We start from the raw sequence: 22,257 nt of genomic DNA, 5'->3' as shown, positions 1-22,257 counted from the left end.
GCCATGTTCCGTTTCCCCCGCCCCCCGCGCAGCCTCGCCGGCCAGCTCTTCGCCATGCAGGTGCTGCTGGTCGCCGTGGTCGTCGCGGGCTGCGCCGTCTTCGCGTACGCCACGGCCCGGGGCCAGGCCGAGGAGGCCGCCCGGCGTCAGGCCGGGGCCGTTGCCCGAGCGGTGGCCGACTCGCCGTCCGTGCGTGAGGCCGTACGGGGAGCGGCGCGCGGGATCGACCCGTCCGTCGGGCTCCAGCCCTACGCCGAGCGGGTCCGCGAGGACTCCGGCGTGGCCTTCGTGACGATCATGTCTCCCGAGGGGCGGCGCTGGACGCACCCCGACCCGCGCCGGATCGGCGAGCAATTCATGGGCAACACCGCCCCCGCGCTGCGCGGCGAGACCTTCAGCGAGACGTACACCGGCACCCTCGGCCCCTCCATCCGCGTGGTCACCCCGCTCCAGGACGAGGGCCGGATCATCGGCCTGGTCAGCGCGGGGATCACCGTCCGCGCCATCAGTGACCGGCTCGCCGCGCAGCTCTCCGCCCTCGCCTGGGTCGCGGGCGGCGCGCTAGCCCTCGGCGGCGTGGGCACGTACGTCGTCAACGCGAGGCTCCGCCGCCACACTCATGGAATGAACGCGGCAGAGCTCAGCCGGATGTACGACTACCACCAGGCGGCCCTGCACGGGGTCCGCGAGGGGCTGCTGATGCTCGACGGGCAGCGCCGGATCACCTTGATCAACGACGCCGGACGTGAACTGCTGGGTCTGCCGGGGGAGGTCACCGGCACCGGGGTCGCCGACCTCGGTCTGCCGGCCCCGCTCACCGGGGCCCTGCTCTCGGACCGGCCCCGGGTGGACGAGGTGCACCTGACCGCGGACCGGGTGCTGGTGGTCAACAGCTCGCCGGTCGCGGGCGGCGGCCGCCGGGGTACCGTGGTCACCTTGCGCGACCACACGGAACTGCAGGCGCTGACCGGCGAACTGGACCACGAGCGGGGCTTCACCCAGGCGCTGCGCTCCCAGGCCCACGAGGCGGCCAACCGACTGCACACCGTGGTCTCGCTCATCGAACTCGGTCGTGCGGACGAGGCGGTCGACTTCGCCACCGCCGAGCTGGAACTCGCCCAGGCCCTCACCGACGAGGTGGTCACCGCGGTGGGGGAGCCGGTGCTGGTGGCGCTGCTGCTGGGCAAGGCCGCCCAGGCACACGAACGGGGCGTCGAGCTGGTCGTCACCGCCGACAGCCGCAGCCTCGCCGAAGGGGGCGGGCTGCCGCCGGCCCGGGACCTGGTCACCGTGCTCGGCAACCTCATCGACAACGCGGTCGACGCGCTCACCGCCGTACCGGGGGCCCGGATCGCGGTGACGCTGCGGCCCGAGTCGGACGAGCTGTTGCTGCGGGTCGCGGACAACGGACCCGGACTGCCCGAGGGGGTGGACGTGTTCCGCCGGGGCTGGTCCGGCAAGGGCGAGGGCCGCGGCCTCGGCCTCGCACTGGTCCGGCAAGTGGTGGAGCGCTACGGCGGCGCGGTGGTCGCCGCGCAGGGTCCGGGCGGTGGCGCGGAGTTCACGGTCCGGCTGCCGATCGTGCCCGCACCGGTTGCGGACCCGGGAGGCCGGCGATGAACGGGGGCGAGGTGCGCGTACTGATCGTCGAGGACGATCCGGTGGCCGCCGACGCGCACGCGCTCTACATCGGCCGGGTGCCCGGCTTCACCGCCGTCGGCGCCGTCCACTCGCTCGCCGAGGCCACCCGGTTCCTGGAGCGGACCGGCGTCGACCTGCTGCTCCTGGACCTCGGCCTGCCCGACGGACACGGCCTGCGCTTCGCGCGCGGGCTGCGCGCCGCCGGACATCCCGTCGACGTGATCGTGGTGACCTCCGCGCGGGACCTGGCCGTGGTCCGCGAGAGCGTATCCCTCGGCGTCGTCCAGTACGTACTGAAGCCGTTCGCGTTCCCCACCCTGCGCGAACGGCTCCTGCGGTACGCCGAGTTCCGCCAGACGGCGGGCGAGGCGGCCGGCCAGGACGACGTCGACCGGGCGATGGCGGCCCTGCGCGCGCCCCGCCCGGCCGAGCTCCCCAAGGGGCTGAGCGCGCCGACCCTGGACCGGGTCGCCGCGCTACTGCGGTCGGCGCCCGAGGGGCTGACCGCAGCGGGGGCGGCCGAGGCGGCCGGGATCTCCCGGATCACCGCCCGCCGCTACCTGGAGCACCTGGTGGACACCGGCCGCGCGGACCGCACCCCCCGGTACGGCCAGGTCGGCCGCCCCGAACTGCACTACCGCTGGCTGGCGGCGGCGGGTGCGGCCGCCGGTTCGGTGTCGAAGGTGTAGAACTTCCGGTGGTCCAGCATGTCCGCCGGGGTCACGTTGTTCCAGGGCCGCATGGTGTCGTTCAGGTCGACGACGTTCTGCGTGCCCGCACCCGGCAGGTACGTGGACTGGGGGTGCTTGGCTTGCCAGTCGGCCCACAACTTGTCGATGAAGGCGTGGTGCATCCAGAACACCGGGTCGTTGGGGGAGACCCCGGTGGACATCTGCCCGCCGACCCACACGTGCACCCGGTTGTGCAGGTTGGCCCCGCGCCAGCCCTCCAGGTTGTTGCGGAAGCCGTTGGAGGAGCTGTTCCAGGGCGCCATGTCGTAGACCGGCATGGCGAGTACGGCGTCCACCTCGGCCTTCGTCGGCAGCTGGGCGACGGCCGCGCCGAGGTCACGGCGCAGGTAGGCGCGCCCGTCCACCCGCACGTTTATGTTCCACCTGCCCGTCGCGTACGCGAACGGTCCGTCCATGACCTGCCCGTCGCGGGCCCGCCCGGTGCCGCCGAGGAAGTCGGCGGCGAAGAGGGAGGCGCGAGAGGTCCGGTCCACGGTCCAGTCCCAGTACGGGAGCGCCACGCTGGCGTCCACTTTCTGCAGCGCCTCCTCGAACTCCAAGAGGAAGCGCCGGTGCCACGGCAGGAAGGAGGGGGAGCGGTGGCCGACGCGGTCGCCCGAGTCGGTGTCGCTCATGATGAAGCCGTTGTGGGTGGTGACGAAGCGGTCGTAGCTGCCGTTGCGCTTGAGCTCCAGCAGCGCCGAGGTGAAGGCGCGCTTCTCCTCGGGGGTCAGCGTGGCCTGGTTCTTGCGGACGGTCATGCCGCACCTCCGAAGGGAACGAGGGCGGCGCCCTGGAGATCGCGGACGGCCGCGCGCGCGAGCAGCTTCGGGTCGGCGAAGGTCTCGTAGTGGTTGATGACGCTGATCCAGGTGCCATCGGCGTTGCGCATGACGTGCAGCTCCCTGCCGTCTATTCGGACGGTGGGCTGGCCGGGCGAGTGGTGGCCGCCGTGGTGGCTGCCCCCGCCGGCGGTGATCTGGATGCGACGGCCCTGGTAGACCTCGTCGACCGTGCCCGGGGTGGTGGGCTCGGTGGGGGTCGCGGCGGCGTTCGTGGCGCCCGCGGCAGCAGCGGTCAGGCCAAGGACGGTGAGGGCACCGGCAGTTGTCCCCAAGGCCTGACGGCGAGTGATCTTCTTCATGGTTCGAAGAGGTATCAGGGCTCGGGCGGGGGTTGGCCTGTATCCGGACATGCAGCGATAAGTTGCCGGTAGAACAAATTAGATGATCTTCCCGTCCGGAGCGGCTCCGGGGGTCCGGACGGGAAGATCTGCGGGACAAAGCCTACCCGACAGTAATTTCTTCTGAGTGAGGGGGGCGCTATGTGCGGGATCACACTGCAGAGTCGGCTGGAAGCAGAGCGTCAGGCTCGGTTCGAGGGCGTACCGGGTGACTCCGGGGTGGATGCGGCCGGGACCTCCGGAAGATCCTTGATGAACACGACCCCGTCGATCGTGGCCAAGTGGGCCGGATCGAGCGGGGCGTAGCCGAACCAGGGGGAGACCCGGGGTGCCGGCGCCGGTGCGTCGCCCAGGGAGGCGGCCAGCCGACGGGCGTCGACGAAGCAGCGGTCGTCCGGGAGTGCGTACAGGAGGCCTTCGAGGGTGTCCGGCGGCGGCGCGTCCACTCCCCGGTGCCGGATCGTGCCGACGGCCGTGGCCACGAAGGCGTACTCCCTGCCGAGCCGGGCGCTCACCAGCGCACCGGCGCTCCACCACTCCAGAGGCCTGCCGCCCATCCGCATCGCGCTCTTCTCCCGCTGGAGGTGGGCGTTGTGGGCGTGGACGAGGACCGGGCCCCGGGCGGCGAGGGCGAGGAGGTTGTCGGCCATCATCCGGCCCCGCAGGCCCACCAGCCGGGTCATGCGGGCCGCCGAGGTGTCGGCCATCCAGTGGTGGTAGTGCAGCAGGCCGGTGGCAGTGCGTCCGTACAGGTGGGCCCGGTCCAGGTCCTCCGGGGAAGTCGCGGCGACCAGGTGCGGCGCCTGCTCCTCCAGCAGCGCCACCAGGTCATCGGCGAGCAGCCGTAGCTCCCGGGCCTCGGCGGACCGCCCCGTGGACCGGGCCGGGTCCAGCATCGCGGCGGGTTCGGTCCACCGGTCGTCGGCGCCGAGCAGGCGGTCGAGCGTCTGCGCGGTGCAGGGGAGCAGCTCGGCGTCGACGTGGCGGGCGAGGTGGTCGTGGAGCGCGGTGAGGGCCTGCCGGGGACTCGCGGCGCCCGCCATCTCCAACGGGCCGTCGATCCCGGCGAAGCGGAGCCGCTCGGGCGCGGGCCGGCCCTCGTTGAACGCCCGCATCCAGCGGACGAGTTCGCGATTGGCGGCCGATGCGCCGAACCCGTGGCTGAAGCCGCGCTCCATGACCTCGTCGAGGCTGCCGGTGCCCGAGGTGACGTACGCGTCGACCAGCAGGCCCGCCAGGCAGTCGCTCTCGATCGCGATCGTCCGGTAGCCCCCTTGCGCGACGAGCTGCCGGAAGAGCTCGTTGCGCACTTCGAGCAGGGTGTCCTCGCCGTGGGTGGGCTCGCCGAGGGCGAGCAGCCGCGGTGGGGCCGCGAACGGTTCCCTCACGGTGGCGGCGTCGACGGCGCGGGCGATGTCCTTGATGTCGGTGAGCATGCCTTCAACGCTATCGTTGAACCTTCGGTGGAAACTTTTCCGCTCTATCGTGGGATTCGTGACCCAAAACCTTCAAAGCGGCCGACGGCTTCGGCCGGTCGACCTGGCGCGCGTGCACGGTCTGTCCACGCAAGCGATCAGGAACTACGAGGAGGCCGGCATCCTCCCGGCCTCGGACCGGACCGCCCAGGGCTACCGCACCTACACTCCGCTGCACGCACGCGCGCTGGCCGCGTTCCTCGCCCTCGTACCGGGCCACGGGCACCGGACGGCGGCATCGATCATGCGGGCCGTGAACGAGGGCGCGGCCGAGGAGGCCTTCCGCCTCATCGACGGGACCCACGCCGAACTCCTCGCCGACCGGCGGACCCTCGAAGCCGTGGAGAACGCCCTGCGCGCCCTGGCGCCCACCGGTGCGGCATTCGAGCCGGGAGCCACGTCCGGCGCCACGTTCATCGGGCCGCTCGCCCGCGAACTCGGTCTCCGGCCCGCGACCCTGCGCGCATGGGAACGCGCCGGGCTGGTCCGCCCGCGCCGCGACCCGCTGACCGGGTACCGCGTGTACGGCGAGGCCGACGTCCGGGACGCCCGCCTGGCCCACCAACTCCGCCGCGGCGGCCACCTGCTGGAACAGATCGCCCCCCTGCTCGCGCAGGTCCGCACGGCGGGCGGCCTGGCACCCCTGGAGTCCGCCCTGACCGCCTGGCGCGCCCGCCTCTCCGCCCGCGGCCGCGCCCTGCTGGCGGGCGCGGCCGAACTGGACAGGTACCTCCAGGCCCGCGACTGACCGCCGCGAGCGGGTGGAACGGGACGCGGCGGCGCTCGAACCGCCGGGCCCGGTCCGGGTCCCGGCCCGCGCCCCTGTCCGTCCTGCCCGGCCATAGTCCTTTTTATGTCTATAGTCCCGATATGGCTCTTCATGAGACGAAGGACGTACGCGCCCAGGACGCCGACACGGACGTGTTCACGTCCACGCTGAGCGGCCAGATCCTCCCCAAGTACAGGATTCCTGAGGACCACTCGCCCACCGAGGTCGTCTACGAACTGCTCCGCAACGAGCTGCTCCTGGACGGCAACGCGGCCCAGAACCTGGCCACCTTCTGCACCACCTGGTCGGACGAGGGCGTGCACCGCCTGATGAACGTCTGCCTCGACAAGAACATGATCGACAAGGACGAGTACCCGCAGACCGCCGAGATCGAGTCCCGCTGCGTCAACATCCTGGCCGACCTGTGGAACGCCCCCGCCGGCACCACCGCGGCCGGCTGCTCCACCACCGGTTCCAGCGAGGCCGCCATGCTCGGCGGCCTCGCCCTCAAATGGCGTTGGCGCGAGCGCCGCCGCGCCGCGGGCCTTTCCACCGACCGACCCAACCTGGTGTGCGGCCCGGTCCAGATCTGCTGGGAGAAGTTCGCCCGCTACTTCGACGTCGAACTGCGACAGGTCCCGATCGAGGCCGGCGCCACCGGCCTGCAGGCTCATCAGCTCGCCGAGCACGTCGACGAGAACACCATCGGCGTCGTCGCCATCCTCGGCGTCACGTACACCTGCGACTACGAGCCGGTCGCCGAGATCGCCGCCGAGCTCGACCGGATCCAGGCCGAGCACGGCTGGGACGTCCCCATCCACGTGGACGGTGCGAGCGGCGGGTTCGTGGCGCCCTTCCTCCACCCGGACGTGGTGTGGGACTTCCGGCTGGAGCGCGTCGCCTCCGTCAACACCTCCGGCCACAAGTACGGGCTCGCGCCGCTGGGAGTCGGCTGGATCGTCTGGCGCACCGCCGACCTGCTCCCCGCCGACCTCGTCTTCAACGTCGACTACCTCGGCGGCGACATGCCGACCTTCGCCCTCAACTTCTCCCGGCCGGGCGGCGAGATCATCGCGCAGTACTACCTGTTCCTGCGCCTGGGCCGGGCCGGCTACCGGCGGGTCCAGGAGGCCTGCGCCGACACCGCCCAGTACCTCGCCCGGCAGATCGCCGACATGGGCCCCTTCACCCTCCTCTACGACGGCCAGGGCGCCCTGCCCGCCGTCTCCTACACACTCACCGACCCGGACGCCAGCCCCTTCAACCTCTACGACCTCTCCGACCGGCTGCGCATGCGCGGCTGGCAGGTGCCCTCGTACCCGCTGCCCGCCGACCGCGACGACACGGTCATCCAACGCGTCCTCGTCCGGCACGGCGTGACCCGCGATCAGATGGCCCTGCTCGTCACCGACCTGCGCGCGGCCGTGGAACACCTGACGGCCACGCCCCCGCCCGAACCGGCCGCCGCGCCCCGGTCCGGCTTCCACCACTGACCCGCGCCGGGGCGTGCACGCCCACCGGATGGTCACGACCGGCATGTACGTGTCCAACGCCCGGGCCGGGGCCGAACTCGGCTGGGCGCCGGGCCACGCGGACCGCGTCGAAGGGCTGCGCGCACTGCCGGAGGCTGACCCGGTGGACATCCCTTGATCATCCGGGTGCACGAATGACACCGTGGTGATCATGAGTGAGACTTTCGAGGAGCACCGGCGCCTGCTGTTCGGTACGGCCTACCGGATGCTGGGCAGCGTCGCCGACGCCGAGGACATCGTGCAGGACGCCTGGCTCGCCTGGCACCGCACGGACCGCACTGCCGTCGAGAACCCCAGGGCCTACCTGGTGCGCACCGTCACGAACCTGAGCCTCAACCGGCTCAGGTCGGCCCAGGTCGTCCGCGAGGCCTACGTCGGACCCTGGCTCCCCGAACCCCTCCTCACCTCGCCCGACATCGCCGAGGAAGCCGAACTCGCCGACACCGTGTCCATGGCGGTCCTGGTCGTACTGGAGACCCTGACCCCGACCGAGCGCGCCGTGTTCATGCTCCGCGAGGTGTTCGGGTACTCCTACGCCGAGATCGCCGGGGTCGTCGGGAAGTCCGAGGCGAGCGTCCGCCAATCCGCGCACCGGGCCCGCGAACACGTCCGGTCCCGCCGCCCCCGCTTCACCGCCAAGGCGGCCGAACAGCGGGAGATCGTCGAGAAGTTCCGGCAGGCCTGCCTCGGCGGAGACCTCGGCGAGGTGCTCACGGTCCTCGCCCCCGACGTCGTCTCCTGGGCCGACGGCGGCGGCATCGTCACCGCCGCCCGCCGTCCGCTGCACGGAGCCGACCACGTCGCCCGCTGGTGGCTCGGCGTCCTGGCCAAGTCCGAGGTCCGCGACGGGGCGATGCGGCTCGCCGAGATTAATGGCGAGCCCGGCCTGCTGCTGGTCCACAACAGCGCGACCGTCGGCGCCATGACCTTCGAGGCCGCCGACGGCCGGATCACCGCGCTGCGCATCACCGTCAACCCGGAGAAGCTGCGGGGGCTGCGGGGCCTGCGGCACTGACGTGCGGGCTCGGCGCCGCCGGGCCGGGGGACCGCTCCGTACCGCTTCCTACCGCGCGCCGAAGTTCTGGGTCCACCAGGGGCCGCCCGAGCCCTGGTGGATGCCCACGCCGATGTCCTTGAAGGAGCAGTTGAGGATGTTCGCCTTGTGGCCCGGGCTCTTCATCCAGGAGTCCATGACCGACTGGGCCGTCTGCTGGCCCCGCGCGATGTTCTCCCCGTACGTCGACCAGCGGTAGCCGGCCGCGGTCGTCCGGTCGCCCGGGTCCTTGCCGTCGGGGCTGGTGTGGTCGAAGTAGTCCCGGGACGCCATGTCGTCGGAGTGCCCCTGAGCCGCCGCACGCAGCTGCGGGTCCTCCTTGAGGGGGCCGCAGCCGGCCGCCGCCCGCTCGCTGTTGACCAGCGCCACGACCTGGCCGGCCACGCCCGACGGCGGGGCGGGTGCCGGCTTGGCCGCCGAGGCCTTCGGGCTCGGGGACTTGCTCTTGGACTGCGTCGGGCTCGGGCTCGCCGACGGGCTCGGCGAGGCGGAGGCCGACGCGGAGGGCGAGGGGGACGCGGAGGGGGAGGCCGACTCCGAGGGCGGAGCAGCTGATTCGGTCGCCGAGAGCGCGGCCAGCGGGGTCGCGGGCGCGGCGGCGCCCTCCTTGGTGTCACCGGAACCGGGCAGCCCCCCGAGGTACACGAGCCCGCCGCCCGCGACACAGGCCGCGAGCACCGCACCGCCGACCACCCGGCGGCGGCCCTGCCGGCGCTTGCGCAGCGCGCCGCGGCCACCGCCGCCCACGTCGGCCACCGGGGTGAGCTGGGTCGCCGCGTCGTCGAAGCCACCGCCGAAGCCCCCGTCGACACCTTCGGCGAAGGCAACGCTCGCGGGGGCGAAGCCGGCCGTCCCCGCCGTCTTGACCCCTGCGAGCAGGGCCGCCGAGACCGGTACCAGGGCCAGACCGGCCAGCAGGCCCTCCGCCGGAACCAGCCCGCTCCACAGACCGGAGCAACGTACGCATTCACGGGCGTGCCGGGCTATTCGCTTGCGCCACAGCGCCGAGGGCTGCCCGTCCCAGCCCGCCATCACGGTCCGCAGCTCCTCGCACGCCGGATGGGTGTCCAGCGCGCGCTCCACCACGCGGGCCGACTCCAGCTGCGCCTTCATCCGCTGCACCCGGACCGCCGTGTGCTGCGGGGACAGCTCCAGCGCACTGGCCACCTCGGCCCGGGTCAGTTCCCCGGCGCACTCCAGCCACCACAGCGACAGCAGCGCCCGGTCCTCCGGCTCCAGCCAGCGGGTGGCGCGGGCCGTCTCGCGCCGCTGTCCGGCGAGCTGGAGGCGGACGACGGTCAGGTCGACGAAGTCGGCACCCGGGTCGGCGACGTCGCTCGCGGCCTCCAGCGTGCTCTCGCCGAAGCCGCTCTGCCGGGCCTGCCAGTGCGCCCGCACGCGGTTCATCGCGATCGCCACCAGCCAGGACCGGAAGCTCTCGTCCGCCCGCAGGCCGCCCAGCCCGTCGAGCGCCCGCAGCATCGTGTCCTGCACCACGTCGTCCACGTCGCAGGACCCGTTGAGGGCCCGCCCGACGATGTTGTAGACGAGCGGGAGATGGGTGCTGACGAGCTCGTCCTGCGCGCGCAGGTCGCCCGCGCGCGCCGCTGCCACGAGCGCTGCGGTGTGCTGAGTAGTCATGTGATTCCCTGTCCGTACCGGCGGTCGATGATGCCCGATACATGGGAGACCGTCGACGGGGGCGTCGATAACAGTTATCCGGAAGAATTTTCCCGAAGGGTTTCCGGCGCCTTCCACCGGGGCCCTCCAACAGGGGTCACAGCAGCGGAGCCAGGGCCTCCGCGGCCGCGCGCAGAGCCGGCGCGTACGCCTCGATCTCCTCGCGGGAGACCAGGAACGTGACGGTGGTGACGCTGACCCCGCCGACCGGCCGGCCCGCCGGACCGAGGATCGCGGCGCCGATGCAGCGGATGGTGGGCTCGTTCTCCTCGTCGTCGACGGCGAAGCCCCGGGCGCGGACCGCCGCCAGTTGGGCCTGTAGGGCCCGTGCGGTCGTGAGCGTGTGCGGCGTCCGGCGCGGCAGCCCGGTCGCGTCGATCAGTTCCCGTACCTCCTCGGCGGGCAGCAGGGCCAGGATGCTCTTGCCGATCGCGGTCGTGTGCAGCGGCATGCGCATGCCGACGCGGGAGGCCGTCCGGATGGGCTGGTCCTCGCTCTCCAGCTTGCGGATGTAGGTGATGGTCCGCCCGCCGTGCAGGGCCAGATGGACCGTCTGGCGGGTGGCCCGCCCCAGTTCGCCGAGGATGCGCCCGATGCTGGCCGGCTCCCCGGCGCCGACCAGGGCGGAAAGCCCGCGCAGCCGCGGCCCCACCCCGTACCGGCTGTCGGCCTCCTGGCGTACGAAGCCCTGCTCGATCAGCGAGGCCAGGATGCGGAAGGTGCTCGACTTGGGCACCGCGGCCGCCGCCGTCACATCGGCGAGGCGGTGCGGGCCGCCGGGTGCGGCCACCGCCTCCAGAACGCGCAGGGACTTCTCCAGGGCGGAACCGGCCGCGGAGGTCCGCCCCGCACGACCTCCCGCTGCCGCCTCATCCATTGACACGAGCGCTCCTGGCCTGGGTAGGGTCTCGACCACATGGTTCCGTCACACGGTACGACGTTCCACTACGTGGAACAAGTGCGTGGAGCGAAGGGGAGGGTCCGTTGCCCGATCACCCGTCAGGCCACCTGTCCGGCCGTGCGCCATGCCACGTGTCCGGCGATCGGTCGGAGCACCTCTACGCGGTGCTGGCGGCCCAGCGCGTGCTGCCCGTGCTGCGCAACGGCGACGCCGACGAGGCCGTCCGCCACACCACCGACCTGCTCGCCGCCGGCTGCCGCGCCGTCGAGCTCACCACCTCCACCCCCGGCTGGGCGGCCGCCGTGACCCGCACCGCCGCGCTGAACGACGTCCACGGCCGTCCGGCGCTGATCGGCGTCGGCACGGTCACCACCACCGCGCAGGCGGAGACGGCCCTCGACGCGGGCGCCGCCTTCCTGATCTCCCCCTACCCGGCCCCCGAGGTCCGCGCGGTGGCCGTACGCCGTGAAGCCGTGTTCATCGAGGGCGGGTTCACCCCCGGCGAGATCGCCGCCGCCGTCCGGGCCGCCGGAGCCGCCAAGGTCTTCCCGGCGCACGTCGGCGGCCCCGGGTTCGTGCGCTCCCTCCGGGCCGTCCTGCCCGGGGCGGTGATCGTCCCGACCGGCGGCATCCGGCCCGCCGAGGTCCCGGACTGGCTCGCCGCCGGCGCGACGGCCGTCGGGATCGGCGGCGGCCTGCCGTGCGACCCGGGCGAACTGGCCGCCGTGTTCGCCGGTACGGCGCCGCCGTGCTGCGGCTCCTGCGACGCCGCCGCGGGAAACTGACCGTGGCCGGAGGAGCCGACCCGCACTACGACGTGCTCGTACTCGGCGAGGTCCTGGTCGAGATCCACGCGGGCACCGCCCTGCGCGAAGCGGCCGACGGCACCCCGGCCCGCATCTCCTACTCCGGGGACGCCCTCAACGCGGCGGCCGCCGCGTCCGCCGCCGGCGCCCGTACCGCCCTGCTCGCCGTGGTCGGCGACGACGAACTCAGCGTCCCGCTGTTGGACCGGGCCGCCGCACTCGGCGTGGACGTCTCCCACGTCCGCCGCGCCCCGCGCCCCAACGGCGCCTACCTGCTGTCCGCCGACACCGACGGCGACCGCGAGTTCGTCTACTGGCGCACGCACAGCGCCGGATCCACCCTGGGACCCGGGCACGTCGCATCCTGGCGGGACCTGCTGACCGGCTGCGGCGCGCTCGTCACCAGCGGCATCACCGGCGCCCTGTCGCCGAGCAGCCGCGATGCCGTACGGGCCGCAGCCCGCCTGGTGCACGGGGCGGGCGGGCACGTGACGTACGACCCCAACTTCCGCTCCCGACTGACCGGACCGGCCGAGGCCCGGGAGCTGCTGGCGGAGATCGCGCCGCTGACCGGGCTGCTCAAGGCCTCCTGCCCGGCCGACGCGCGGGCCCTCGTGGACACCGCCGACCCGCGCGCCGCGGCCGCCCGCTGCCGTGCGCTGGGCGCCCGTACGGTCGTGGTCACCACGGGCGCCGACCGGCTGTTGCTGGACGACGGCACGCGGGCGGCGTACCTTCCCGTGCCGGTCAATCCCGAGCCGGTGGACGCGACCGGTGCGGGGGACTGCTTCACCGGCACCACCACCGCCCGGCTCGTCCTCGGGGACACCCTCGAGGACGCCGTGGCGTACGGCACCGCCGCGGCCTCGCTCTCGGTCTCCGGCCGCGGCGGCACCGGGCGCGTGCCCGCCTTCAGCGAGACGGCGGCGCTGGCGGCCGTCCACCGCCGCTCCGGCCGGATGGCGTCGGGCTAGAAGTCGTCGGGCTCGGGCTCGTAGGCGTCGGGTTCGGCGACCCAGCCGGCCGCCAGCACCAGCCGCGAGGTCCGGTGGACGGCCAGGAACCCGAACGGCCTGTCGAAGTGCACCTCGGCCCGGCGGGCCCGGTACCTGGGCCGCGTCGGCGCGCAGCCCGCGGCGATGCCGAAGGCGGTGACGGCGGCGGTCTCGAAGCCCGTGGACTCGAACCGGGCCATCGCGGACTGCCGGGCCGAAGTGATCGCCAGCGGCCGGGAGCTGACGCCGGGGAAGTGGCCGCGATCCGTGTCGGTGGCGGTCTCCAGCCCGAACAGCCGGGCGTGGTCCAGGAGGTCGTGCTCCGACCGCACGTCGAAGGCCACCGTCTGGATGTCCAGCTGGGGTTCGGGGGAGTAGGCGGCCACCGTGCCGACCGCCAGTCCCGGACCGGGGCGCCCGTCGGGGAGCAGGCTCGCTCCCGTGGCGGGGAGGGCCCTCGTGACGGCGGCGATCCCGGTGGTGAGCGTGCCACCGGCCGGCGCTTCGGGCTCGCCCAGTACGAGGTGGACGTCCACGCCCGCCGCCCCGACGACCTCCAGCAGGGTGACCGCACCGGTGGGGCCGTGCGCCACCCGGACCCGGTCGAGCAGCGAGGTGTTGCGGTGCAGCATGCGCACGCTGCGCCCGGCCCACGGGCCGGTGTGCGGCTCCCCGATCCACTCGCCGAACGGCTGGATCCACCGCAGCCGCAGCGTGAGCGCGGAGGCGAGGACCAACAGGGTGTCCTCGTCCAGGACCACCGGCATGCGCTCGATCAGCCCGTTGGTCCGCTCCGAAGCCCACGCGTCGAGCGCCTTGGCGTCGGCGTCCGGGTCCCCGGTCAGTGTTCCCCGGGCGCCGGCCGGGAGCTGCGCCGACCAGTCCTCCTCCAGGGGGAGCCCGGCACCGGTCCACAGGCCGGTCGCCGTCCGAAGACCCCGTACGCCGGCCAGGGCGGCGAGCAGCTCCCGGGCGGCCGGACCCGCGGCCTCGGCAGGTATGTCCAGGGCCTGTGCCAGTTCGGCGCGGGCCGGGCCGCCCGAGCCGTCCGCGAGCAGGGCGAGCAGCGGCCAGAGCCCGGCCGCGGTGAACACGGTGCCCGTGTTCCCGTCCGGGGTGTGCGCGACCGAAGCCCAGCGCGCCGTCAGCTGATTGACCGCCCGTACCGTCGAGTTCCTCATGCGGGGGAGCGTACGTGGAGGGACGCCGCCGGGCCGGATGGTTTTCCGCGGCCCGGCGGCGCCGGTCTGGTGCGGCCCCGGTCAGCGGCCGCGCAGGCCCCGGTCGACGGCCGTCATCAGCTCGCCGTCCGCGGTGTCGGCGTCGAGCGACCAGAACATCGCTCCGCCGAGGCCGTGTTCGCGGACGTACCCGGTCTTGGCGCGCAACACCTGCGGGTCGTCGTACGTCCACAGCGTGGTGCCGTCGAACAGCCAGGCGTGGCCGCCGCGCCGGTCCCGGTGGAGCGTGTAGGTGCCGGAGTCGGCCAGCTTCTTCAGCACCTTGTAGTCCTCGTACCCGGCGGACCAGGTGGCCGGTGCCGGGCCCGTGGCCGGCTGCCCCATGCCGTCCCCGCCACCGCTGACGCCGGTCCAGCCCTGTCCGTAGAACGGCATGCCCATCACCAGCTTGTGCGCGGGCGCGCCGCGCCGGAGCCAGGCGTCAACCGTCCCGTCGACGCTGAAGTCGCCCCGGGCGCGGAGCGCGGACTGCTGGGCGGTCCTCGGCTCGCCGGAGACGTGGAAGTCGTAGCCCTGCAGGGTCACGAAGTCGAGGTCGCGCATGATCCGGCGGACGTCGAAGCCCGCGTCGATCTTGGCCGGGGCGGTCGGGACGAAGGCGGTCAGTTCGTACGCGGTCTTCTTCTTCTGGCTCCGCGCGTACGCGTCGAGCTGCGTGCGGAACTCCTTCACGAGCGCGGTGAAGTTCTGCTTGTCCTCGGGCCGGTACTTCGTGTCGGTGTCACCCGCGGAGCCGGGCCACTCCCAGTCGAGGTCGATCCCGTCGAACACGCCGGCGGCCGCTCCGGCTCCGCCGCGGGCGCCGTCCTGGGGGAGGTCGCCCTTGATGTAGAGGTCGATGCAGGACCGGACGAAGGCCTTGCGGGAAGCCGGGGTGAGCGCGGCGTCCGAGAAGTGCGTGGACCAGCTCCAGCCGCCCAACGAGATCAGCACCTTGAGGCCGGGGTGCTTGGCCTTGAGCTCGCGCAGCTGGTTGAAGTTGCCGGCGAGGGGCTGCTCGCCGGTGTCGGCCACCCCGTCGACGGAGTTCGCCGCGTCGAGGGGGCGCACGTAGTCGGCCCACGCGTCGGCCTCGCCGGGCACGTTTCCGGTGAAGCACTTGCCCTGCGGACTGACGTTGCCGAAGGCGTAGTTGATGTGGGTGAGCTTGCCGGCGGAGCCGTTCGCCTCCAGGTCCTGGACCTGGAAGTCCCGTCCGTAGACACCCCATTGGGTGAAGTAGCCGACCTTCTTGTACGGACGGTCGTGGCTGCCGTCGGCCTGCGCGGCGGCGGCGGGCGCGAAGGCGGTCAGCAGGGAGAGGGAGCAGGCGGCGACGGCGAGCCTGCCGAGCATGCTGCGGCGCATGGGCTTCCTTTGCGGATGCGGGGAGCGGGGCGTGTGCGCGTGCGCTGTGCATGCCGGAAACTATTGGTCTGGACCAGAGCGGTCAAGAGGGCGGCCGAAACCCGCCCGCTACGGGAGCGGCAGGCTCCACTGGCCGACGTCGTCGGAGAGGCCGGTGTTCAGGGCGAACTGGACCGCGGCCGGCTCGGCGTCCGCCGGGAGCCGGAAGGTGATGAAGCCCTCCGCCGCGCCGCCGGGATCGAGGGTGACGGTCTCGGGGAAGGCCGGCCCGGCGGTGGTGGGGGCGTCGTCGCCGGTGTACCGCTGCCCGGCGGAGTCCAGTAGGTGCGCGGCCGGTGCGGGGGAGTCCTGGTAGACGGCGGTCCCGGTGTTCTCCAGGCGGAAGCGCGTCGCGACGAGCCGGTCGCTCCCGGTGGGCTCCGGACCTGCGGGGGTCGCCGGGTCCACCACCTGCGTCAACGTGACGTCGAGCCGCTGGCCGGGCCCGTTCCCGGAGAGGGAGATCGTCTCGCCCGAGCCGCCCGGGGCCGCGCCCAGCAGGGCGGGCGCGAGGAGCGCGAGCGCGAGGAGCGAGCCCCGCACCCGCCCCGGTCGTCGACTTCGGGGCATGACGGAACCTCCGCTCCACGGGTCCCCTCACCACGATCCTCCACACCCCGCGGGCTCGCCACCCGCGCCCGCCCGGCGCTGCGTCGCCGCCCTCGGGGCCGCACGGGGGCGTCTTGCCCACAGGCGTCGGCGTCGGCGCTGTCGGCGTCGGTGTCGTCGGAGGGGAGGCCCGGCAGGACCAGGGCCTCGTTCCGGGCGAGTCCTCTGGTGATCGGCGCGTGGCCCACCGTCAGAACCTACTCCGGGGAAGGACTCGTACCCGGTCGGGCGAGGAATTGATTGGATCTCCGGGCCCGTTCGTGTCATGGTTGGTCCCACCGAAGGGGTGTAGCTCAGCTGGTCAGAGCGCCGGTCTCCAAAACCGAAGGCCGCAGGTTCGAATCCTGCCGCCCCTGCAACACCGACGGCACGCTCGTCGAGAACGCCCGGCCGAGAGCACGACTCCCGGCCGGGCGTCGCCGTTTCCCCGGACCGGCCGCCATCAGACGGCGGCCGGCGCGAAGCTCGGCATCATCGGGATCGTGGCGGCCAGCCAGCCCTCGGCGCTCGTGGTGAAGTGCGGCGCGGCCGAGGTTTCCCACCAGGAGCGGACCGCGGTGGTGGTTTCCTCCCGGCCCGTGCGCCGGTCGACGTAGGCCGTCTCCCGTTCACCGGTCAGGCGTACGGCGACCCGCCCCCGCTTGCAGCCGTCCGGGTACTCGCTCCAGTTGACCCCGGCCTGCGACCACAGCAGTTCCTGCAGGCCGCCGGAGGAGACGCCCTGGAGGCGCTCGTGGGGGAAGTGCGCCTGCGCGGCCATGCTGATGCTGTTGCGCACGGCGTCCCGCTGCCGCCACAAGAAGTAGTTCGCGACCTCGATCGGATCGGAGATCGTGAACAGGCGGGCGTCGAACAAGGCGCGCTTGCCCGGCCGGCGTTCGTTCAGGACGGCCGTGGCCAGCGACGCGGCGACCGACAGCTGTTTGGCGACCACGCCGCCGAACCAGGGCTCGGTGCCCGGACTGTCGAAGTCGGTGTAGAGGACGCTGATCTCGTCGGACTGGGCGTACGAGAACTGCGCTCCGGCGATCTCCGCGCAGAGAGCCTCGGCGACGGCGTCCATGTCGGCCATGAAGGCCTCGTCGAACGGCCGGGCCGCGCCGCGCATGTAGGTGTGGAAGGCGCGGCCGTCCACCCGCAGCAGCGTGTAGGTGCGGCGCGGCAGGACCGCACGGTGCACCGCCTCGTAGCGCTTCATCCGATCACCCAGCGGGGTGTTGTCCGACATGGCGTGTCCCTCCCTCGACGCCCCGCCGCCCGCACGGACGCGGTCGGCGCGGCTCACGAGGACATCCTCCGGGGTCGTCCACCGCCGCGGGTGTCCGGGGTACGGACCCGCGCCGAGGTGCACCCGGACACGGGCACCCGGACACGGGCACCCGGGCACGGGTACGCCGAGCATCGTCTACCGTCCTTCGGATGGGGACAGACGTACGACACTGCGACGACCGGTGGCCGGACCGGGACTGGGGGCCGGAAGCCGGGCCGGGGCTGCGGCAAGCCTGGTTCCAAGGGCTGAGCCTCAACGCGGCCGCACCGGACCGCGTCCGGATCCGGCTGTTGGACCTGGACATGGCCCCGTACGTCCTGGCGCGGCGCGACCTGCCGTCCGCCGTCCTCGACGCCGCGGTCGACCACCCGGACCGGCGGGTCCGCGGCCGGCTCGCCGAATGGCCCGCATCCCGCGGGCTCTGCGCCGCCCAGTGGTCACGGCTGGTGCTCGGCGAATCCAGCGGTGCCCGGCGCGAGCTGGTGCTCCAGGCCGCGGCCATGGCCGGGCGGGGGCTGACGCGGGAGGCGTACGGGACGCTGGCCGCGGACCCCTTCGGTCCGGTCCGGGAGGAGCTGGCCTTGATGCTGCCCGCACTGCCCCTCCCGCTGCGCGTCGCCCTGCTGGCGGATCCGCTCCCGCGGGTGCGGGCCGCTGCGTGCGAAGCCGGCTGGCGGGACCTCGACGAAGGGACCCGCGCACGGCTGATGGCGGACCCCGACCCCGCCGTGCGGACCGCGGTCACGCTCGCCCGGCACGAGGAGGTGCCGCTCACGGCGGAGTTCTACGACGCCGCGCACGGGGCGGGCCACCTCGTCGAGGGTCACCGGCTGGATCGCGACCTCGCCCTGCGGCTCTGCGTTGACGCGGACCCCCGGCTGCGCCGGAACCTGGCCCGCAACCCCTACCTGGACCCCGATCTGGTCGCCGTACTCGCCGCCGATCCCGAGGAAGACGTACGCCTCGCCGTGTCCACGCGCCCCGAGCTGACGGAGGAGCAGCGGGCCGCCGTACCGGTCGCCATCGACCCGCGGACGACGCGGCATCCGATCGCGTGAGTGGTGGCACTGCACGAGGACGAGGAGGCCGTGCGCCGCCTCGCGGCCTCTGCGCACCTCCTGCTGCGCAGCAGCGTCGCGACGGCCCGGCGGCTGCCGCCGGACGTGGTGGAGCGGCTGGCCCGGGACGAGGACCGGGTCGTACGGCTCTTCCTCGCCGAGCGGTGCGACGATGCTCCGGCGGACGTGCTGCTGGAGGTGTGGCAGTGGTGGAACGGGAGCTACTCCACCCCCGACCGGCCCTACGGGCACCCGAACTTCCCGCGGCGCGACCTGCTCCGGTACGCCGACCACCCGCACCCGCGGCTGCGGCAACTGGCCCTCGACGACCCGGACTCGACGCCCGCTCTGGTGGAACGGTTCAGCGGGGACGAGGACGCCGAGGTGCGGCTGCGCGCCGCCACCGACCCCCGGCTGTCGCCGGACTCGGTGGTACGGATGCTCGACGATCCGGACGGCGGGGTGCGCGCGATGGCGGCGCGGCACCCACGGGTGCCCGTACCCGTCCTCGTCGCACTGCTCGACGACGAGGACACGGCGGGGGCCGCGGCCAGGAACCCGGCGCTCCCGGTGGCCGTCATGGACCGGATGACCGCCCCGGGGCCGTGAGAGGGACCGTCGGCCCGGCCGAGGGCTACGCGGCGCCCGGCTCCTGGTAGCCGTACGGGCGCGTGATGATCTCCATTACGTGGCCGCTCGGGTCCGTGAAGTACACCCCGCGGCCACCGTCGTTGTGGTTGATCTCGCCGGGGTGCCGGCCGTGCGGGTCGGCGAAGTACGGGGCCCGCGCCGACCGGATCTTCTCGAACGCCACGTCGAACTCCTCCTCCGAGAGGAGGAACGCGTAGTGCTGCGGGGTCATGGAATCGGCCGGGACGGTCGCGAAGTCCAGGGTGACGCCGTTCCCGGTCTCCACGGGGATGAAGGGTCCCCACTCGGTCCCGACCTCCAGGCCGAGGACATGGGCCAGGAAGGTGGCGGACTCCCGGTTGTCACGGGAGTGGACGATCGTGTGGTTCAGATGGACGGACATGAGTGAATGCCTCCGAAAGGCACGTCACGGCACCTCCATGCCTCACCCGGTCGGTGACCGACACGCGATGCCGTGATCACGATCCTAAACACCCCGTTCGGGCGAAGTCCACCTTCTTCGACCCGGACCCGCCCGCTGCCCGCCCGCTGCCCGGCCGTGCCCATCGGCTCACGAACGCCCGTACACCGCCTTGACGTTGTCCTGCGCCGGGTGCGTCCGTCCGGCCGGTCCCGCCGCGAACACCCGCAGGAGGTTCTCCGTCACCCGGGTGGTCAGCGCTCCCGAGCGCGCGTCCAGACCGTGGTTGCGTCCGCTGCGGCCGTCGCCGGTCGCGTCGAGGGCCTCCACCCACCGCATCGTGCCGGTCGCGAACACCCCCGCCCCGCTCGCCACCGTGTAGTAGGCCGTGTCCTGGTGGCTGGGTCGCCCCTCGCACACCACGGGGGAGTGGGCCAGGATCTCGATCGGCCGGGGCGTCGGGAAGCTGGTGTCCACCTTGTCGTACTCGACCCCGACCAGGTGCTCGAAACGTTCGCCCGCCTGCGCCCCGGTGCCCTCGAAGAGCCAGTGCCCGGGGTTGGTGACCACGTACGGGGCGTCCACCGGGTAGCCGTCGTAGATCACGCCGAGCAGCGAGCTCTCCGGGTCCGCACCGGGCACGGAGCGGAAGTCCACCGTCGCGGGCTGGCCGCGCTTGAAGCCCGGGTCCTGCTCGTAGGACGACTTGTAGCAGACCAGCGTGCGGTCCGGCCCCAGGTCGGAGGGCTCCAGCCGGATCCGGCGGTAGCAGCAGTTCGCGCCCAGGACCGCGATGTTGGTGCCGGCGTCGCGGGCGGCCGTGAAATGGGCGCGCTGCTCCGGCGACCAGTACTCGTCGTGCCCGAGCGAGAGCACCGCCGCCGCTCCCTCCAGGAGCCGCTTCTCCCGTGCCACGTCGGTGGTGGTCGTGTAGGCGAGGGGTATGCCGAGCCGCTCGGCCAGCGCGATCAGCGGGGCCTCGTAGACCAGGAACAGGCCCGCGCCGTCGTCGTACTCGTACGGCCGGTCGAAGCTCACGGCGAGCGAGCGGGAGGCGAAGCCGCCGCTTGGGCCGTCGTAGCTGCCGTAGCCGCCCCACCGGTTGTACGCCTGCCAGGTGGTTACCGCGTTGACCACGACCGTACGACCGGCGGTCACCGCGGACCGCACGGTGATCGGCACGAACCGCCGGCCCTCGCCGCCCTGCGCGTCCAGCCGCAGCAGGTAGCTGCCCTCCGGCCAGTCCTTCGTCTCGACCGTGGCGGTACGGGTCCACCGGGTGCGGACCATCCTGGTCGCGGCGTCCACCGTGTGCTCCGGCTGCCGGACCCCGGGCAGGGCCTCGGAGCGCCACACCAGCCGCGCCCGGGCCCCGCCGTACCAGCCCATCCGGTAGGCGGAGACGGTGAACCGGGGTGCGGTCGTCGACACGTGCAGCCCGAAGGACTCGCCGGGCAGGACGCTGACCTTGTCCGCGAACCCCTCGATGGCCCGCGCCGGGCCGGCCTTGTCCACCGGCCAGTCGGCGTGGCCCGGGCGGGCGTTCTCGGCCTTGACGTCGAGACCCCGCGCCGCGGCCGCCGGCGGCCTCTTGCCCGGCGCGGCGGACTCCGACGCCGCCGCGGATCGCGGCGCCGTCCCGGATCCGGATTCGCCGGTACGGTCGCCGTCGCCGTTCGCGCAACCGGCCAGGACCCCGAACCCCGCAGCCGTGGCCGCCCCCGTCGCGATCGCGAGGAAGCGCCGCCTGCCTGCGTCTTCGCCGTCCGATCCGGGTCCGGCCGAGTACATCTGATGCATGGAGTGCACGCTATGTGATGCTCTGGCCCAGACCTCCACCGGCCTGGCTGCTCGACGGACACCCCCCACGTCGTCTCTTTCGGATCTGGCCGGCCCGGCAAGATCCGAAGGAGACGGCCTAGGCTGACCCCCAGTTGTTCCGGCCACCAACCGACCTCGGGGGAACGCGAGATGACCTACGACACCGCACACGCACCGGGCACGGTCCGGCAGCTGTGGCAGCTGCTCGAACCGCTCCACGCCGTCGTCTACTTCGCCCCCGAGGCCTACGAGGAGGCCGGCGCGCTCGGCTACGCCACCGACGACCGGTGGCCGATGTACTTCGCCTACCGGGCCGCACCGCTGGGCCCGGCCGGAGCGGGGCTCGTGAACGCCCTCTTCTACAGCTTCAGCCCGCGCATGGTGGACCACTACCTCGCACGCTCCTGGCACACCGCCCCGCCCGCCCGGGTGCTCGCGGCCCGGGCCGTCGCCGCCGACCGCTCCCTGCACGCCCTGCTCGGCGAGCGCACCGCCTCACCGGACCTGGCCGAGGCCGCCCGGCTCGCCCGGCGCGCCGCCGAGGCCGTCACCACCGGCGGGCGCCCGCTGGCCGCCGCCAACGCCGCCCTGCCCTGGCCCTCGGCACCGCACACCGTGCTCTGGCACGCGGCGACGATCCTGCGCGAGCACCGCGGGGACGGCCACCTCGCCGCCCTGCAGGCCCACCACCTCGACCCGGTCGAGTCCCTGGTCCTGCAGTCGGGCGTGGGAGCCGCGCCGGCACCGTGGTTCGAGAGCCGCCAGTGGTCCGCGGGCGAGTGGAACGCCGCCCGCGAGCGGCTCGCCTCCCGGGGTCTGCTGGCCGAGGACGGCGCGGCCACCGGAGCGGGGCTGACGCTGCGCACCCGCGTCGAGAAGCTCACCGACGAACTCGCCTCGGGCCCGTGGTCGGAGCTGACCCCGCAGGAAGCGGCCCGGCTCGCGGACCTCCTCCTCCCGCCGGTCCTCGACATCGTCGGCGCCGGGATCCTCCCGACCCAGGGGACCCTGGGCATCGGGGTGAAGTACGACTACGAGGACTGATCCGGCGCCC

At 73.4% G+C, this 22,257-nt stretch carries 22 protein-coding genes and 1 tRNA gene; 12 read left to right on the top strand and 11 right to left on the bottom strand.

Annotated elements, in window-relative coordinates; genetic code table 11:
- Positions 1 to 3: 3 nt before the first annotated feature.
- Together OG386_RS04920 and OG386_RS04915 are read left to right on the top strand one after the other, a co-directional pair.
- The gene (locus tag OG386_RS04920) at positions 4 to 1,620 is read left to right on the top strand and encodes a sensor histidine kinase (protein ID WP_328786924.1); all 1,617 of its coding nucleotides are present in this window, start codon (positions 4 to 6) and stop codon (positions 1,618 to 1,620) included.
- Positions 1,617 to 2,330 carry a response regulator gene (locus OG386_RS04915; protein ID WP_328786923.1) on the top strand — a complete coding sequence of 238 codons (714 nt, stop codon included), beginning with the start codon at positions 1,617 to 1,619 and terminating at the stop codon, positions 2,328 to 2,330. The genes OG386_RS04920 and OG386_RS04915 overlap by 4 nt, the downstream gene beginning before the upstream one ends.
- Here OG386_RS04915 and melC2 read toward each other — a convergent pair.
- From melC2 to OG386_RS04900, 3 genes are all read right to left on the bottom strand, one after another.
- Positions 2,276 to 3,133, bottom strand: a complete 858-nt coding sequence (gene melC2 / locus OG386_RS04910) for a tyrosinase MelC2 (protein WP_327381125.1) — start codon at positions 3,131 to 3,133, stop codon at positions 2,276 to 2,278. The two genes, OG386_RS04915 and melC2, sit on opposite strands and share 55 nt — an antisense overlap.
- On the bottom strand, positions 3,130 to 3,516 hold the full coding sequence (gene melC1 / locus OG386_RS04905; protein WP_328786922.1) for an apotyrosinase chaperone MelC1: 387 nt from the start codon (positions 3,514 to 3,516) through the stop codon (positions 3,130 to 3,132). The genes melC2 and melC1 overlap by 4 nt, the downstream gene beginning before the upstream one ends.
- Before the next feature lie 221 nt (positions 3,517 to 3,737).
- Positions 3,738 to 4,991, bottom strand: coding sequence for an erythromycin esterase family protein (locus OG386_RS04900; protein WP_328786921.1), 1,254 nt, complete (start codon positions 4,989 to 4,991; stop codon positions 3,738 to 3,740).
- 58 nt (positions 4,992 to 5,049) lie between these two features.
- Here OG386_RS04900 and OG386_RS04895 point away from each other — a divergent pair, with 58 nt between their 5' ends.
- The 4 genes from OG386_RS04895 to OG386_RS04880 all read left to right on the top strand — a co-directional run bounded on the left by OG386_RS04895 (position 5,050) and on the right by OG386_RS04880 (position 8,346).
- Positions 5,050 to 5,778, top strand: coding sequence for a TioE family transcriptional regulator (locus OG386_RS04895; RefSeq protein ID WP_328786920.1), 729 nt, complete (start codon positions 5,050 to 5,052; stop codon positions 5,776 to 5,778).
- A 122-nt stretch (positions 5,779 to 5,900) separates the two neighbouring features.
- Entirely contained in the window at positions 5,901 to 7,292 is a 1,392-nt protein-coding gene (locus tag OG386_RS04890; protein ID WP_328786919.1) for a glutamate decarboxylase, read from the top strand.
- A gap of 28 nt (positions 7,293 to 7,320) precedes the next feature.
- A complete protein-coding gene (locus OG386_RS04885; protein WP_328786918.1) occupies positions 7,321 to 7,449 on the top strand; it encodes a hypothetical protein in 129 nt (42 codons plus the stop codon).
- A 33-nt stretch (positions 7,450 to 7,482) separates the two neighbouring features.
- On the top strand, positions 7,483 to 8,346 hold the full coding sequence (locus tag OG386_RS04880; protein WP_328786917.1) for an RNA polymerase sigma-70 factor: 864 nt from the start codon (positions 7,483 to 7,485) through the stop codon (positions 8,344 to 8,346).
- A gap of 48 nt (positions 8,347 to 8,394) precedes the next feature.
- Here the strand turns inward: OG386_RS04880 and OG386_RS04875 are convergent, their stop codons facing one another.
- Both OG386_RS04875 and OG386_RS04870 read right to left on the bottom strand, forming a co-directional pair.
- Positions 8,395 to 10,026 carry a sigma-70 family RNA polymerase sigma factor gene (locus OG386_RS04875; RefSeq protein ID WP_328786916.1) on the bottom strand — a complete coding sequence of 544 codons (1,632 nt, stop codon included), beginning with the start codon at positions 10,024 to 10,026 and terminating at the stop codon, positions 8,395 to 8,397.
- Between the two features lie 136 nt (positions 10,027 to 10,162).
- A complete protein-coding gene (locus tag OG386_RS04870) occupies positions 10,163 to 10,942 on the bottom strand; it encodes an IclR family transcriptional regulator (RefSeq protein WP_328786915.1) in 780 nt (259 codons plus the stop codon).
- Between the two features lie 155 nt (positions 10,943 to 11,097).
- Here OG386_RS04870 and OG386_RS04865 point away from each other — a divergent pair, with 155 nt between their 5' ends.
- Positions 11,098 to 11,751 (top strand): bifunctional 4-hydroxy-2-oxoglutarate aldolase/2-dehydro-3-deoxy-phosphogluconate aldolase, encoded by a 654-nt coding sequence (locus OG386_RS04865; protein WP_328786914.1) that lies wholly within the window; start codon positions 11,098 to 11,100, stop codon positions 11,749 to 11,751.
- Positions 11,752 to 11,753: 2 nt separating this feature from the next.
- Complete coding sequence (locus OG386_RS04860; RefSeq protein WP_328786913.1) at positions 11,754 to 12,746, top strand: sugar kinase; 993 nt, start codon at positions 11,754 to 11,756, stop codon at positions 12,744 to 12,746.
- Here OG386_RS04860 and OG386_RS04855 read toward each other — a convergent pair.
- The 3 genes from OG386_RS04855 to OG386_RS04845 form a co-directional block, all read right to left on the bottom strand.
- Positions 12,743 to 13,948 (bottom strand): serpin family protein, encoded by a 1,206-nt coding sequence (locus OG386_RS04855; RefSeq protein ID WP_328786912.1) that lies wholly within the window; start codon positions 13,946 to 13,948, stop codon positions 12,743 to 12,745. The two genes, OG386_RS04860 and OG386_RS04855, sit on opposite strands and share 4 nt — an antisense overlap.
- A gap of 81 nt (positions 13,949 to 14,029) precedes the next feature.
- Positions 14,030 to 15,355, bottom strand: a complete 1,326-nt coding sequence (locus OG386_RS04850) for a glycoside hydrolase family 18 protein (RefSeq protein WP_328786911.1) — start codon at positions 15,353 to 15,355, stop codon at positions 14,030 to 14,032.
- A gap of 108 nt (positions 15,356 to 15,463) precedes the next feature.
- On the bottom strand, positions 15,464 to 15,964 hold the full coding sequence (locus OG386_RS04845; RefSeq protein WP_328786910.1) for a hypothetical protein: 501 nt from the start codon (positions 15,962 to 15,964) through the stop codon (positions 15,464 to 15,466).
- A 321-nt stretch (positions 15,965 to 16,285) separates the two neighbouring features.
- Here OG386_RS04845 and OG386_RS04840 point away from each other — a divergent pair.
- Positions 16,286 to 16,359, top strand: a tRNA-Trp gene (locus tag OG386_RS04840).
- A gap of 86 nt (positions 16,360 to 16,445) precedes the next feature.
- Here the strand turns inward: OG386_RS04840 and OG386_RS04835 are convergent.
- Positions 16,446 to 17,231, bottom strand: a complete 786-nt coding sequence (locus OG386_RS04835) for a tRNA(His) guanylyltransferase Thg1 family protein (RefSeq protein WP_328786909.1) — start codon at positions 17,229 to 17,231, stop codon at positions 16,446 to 16,448.
- Positions 17,232 to 17,422: 191 nt separating this feature from the next.
- Here OG386_RS04835 and OG386_RS04830 point away from each other — a divergent pair, with 191 nt between their 5' ends.
- Both OG386_RS04830 and OG386_RS04825 read left to right on the top strand, forming a co-directional pair.
- The gene (locus tag OG386_RS04830) at positions 17,423 to 18,331 is read left to right on the top strand and encodes a hypothetical protein (RefSeq protein ID WP_328786908.1); all 909 of its coding nucleotides are present in this window, start codon (positions 17,423 to 17,425) and stop codon (positions 18,329 to 18,331) included.
- Entirely contained in the window at positions 18,332 to 18,940 is a 609-nt protein-coding gene (locus tag OG386_RS04825) for a HEAT repeat domain-containing protein (protein ID WP_328786907.1), read from the top strand.
- Between the two features lie 25 nt (positions 18,941 to 18,965).
- On the opposite strand, the gene OG386_RS04820 is transcribed toward OG386_RS04825, so the two are convergent.
- Together OG386_RS04820 and OG386_RS04815 are read right to left on the bottom strand one after the other, a co-directional pair.
- Positions 18,966 to 19,364: a VOC family protein gene (locus OG386_RS04820; RefSeq protein WP_328786906.1), complete on the bottom strand. Its 399-nt coding sequence runs from the start codon at positions 19,362 to 19,364 to the stop codon at positions 18,966 to 18,968.
- Positions 19,365 to 19,532: 168 nt separating this feature from the next.
- Complete coding sequence (locus OG386_RS04815) at positions 19,533 to 21,182, bottom strand: N,N-dimethylformamidase beta subunit family domain-containing protein (RefSeq protein ID WP_328786905.1); 1,650 nt, start codon at positions 21,180 to 21,182, stop codon at positions 19,533 to 19,535.
- 171 nt (positions 21,183 to 21,353) lie between these two features.
- Here OG386_RS04815 and OG386_RS04810 point away from each other — a divergent pair, with 171 nt between their 5' ends.
- Positions 21,354 to 22,247: an SCO6745 family protein gene (locus OG386_RS04810; protein WP_328786904.1), complete on the top strand. Its 894-nt coding sequence runs from the start codon at positions 21,354 to 21,356 to the stop codon at positions 22,245 to 22,247.
- Positions 22,248 to 22,257: the final 10 nt, after the last annotated feature.

Origin of the sequence: Streptomyces sp. NBC_00273 (assembly GCF_036178145.1) — a bacterium.
Taxonomy (GTDB): domain Bacteria; phylum Actinomycetota; class Actinomycetes; order Streptomycetales; family Streptomycetaceae; genus Streptomyces.
This window is presented reverse-complemented; position numbering and strand designations above follow the sequence as displayed.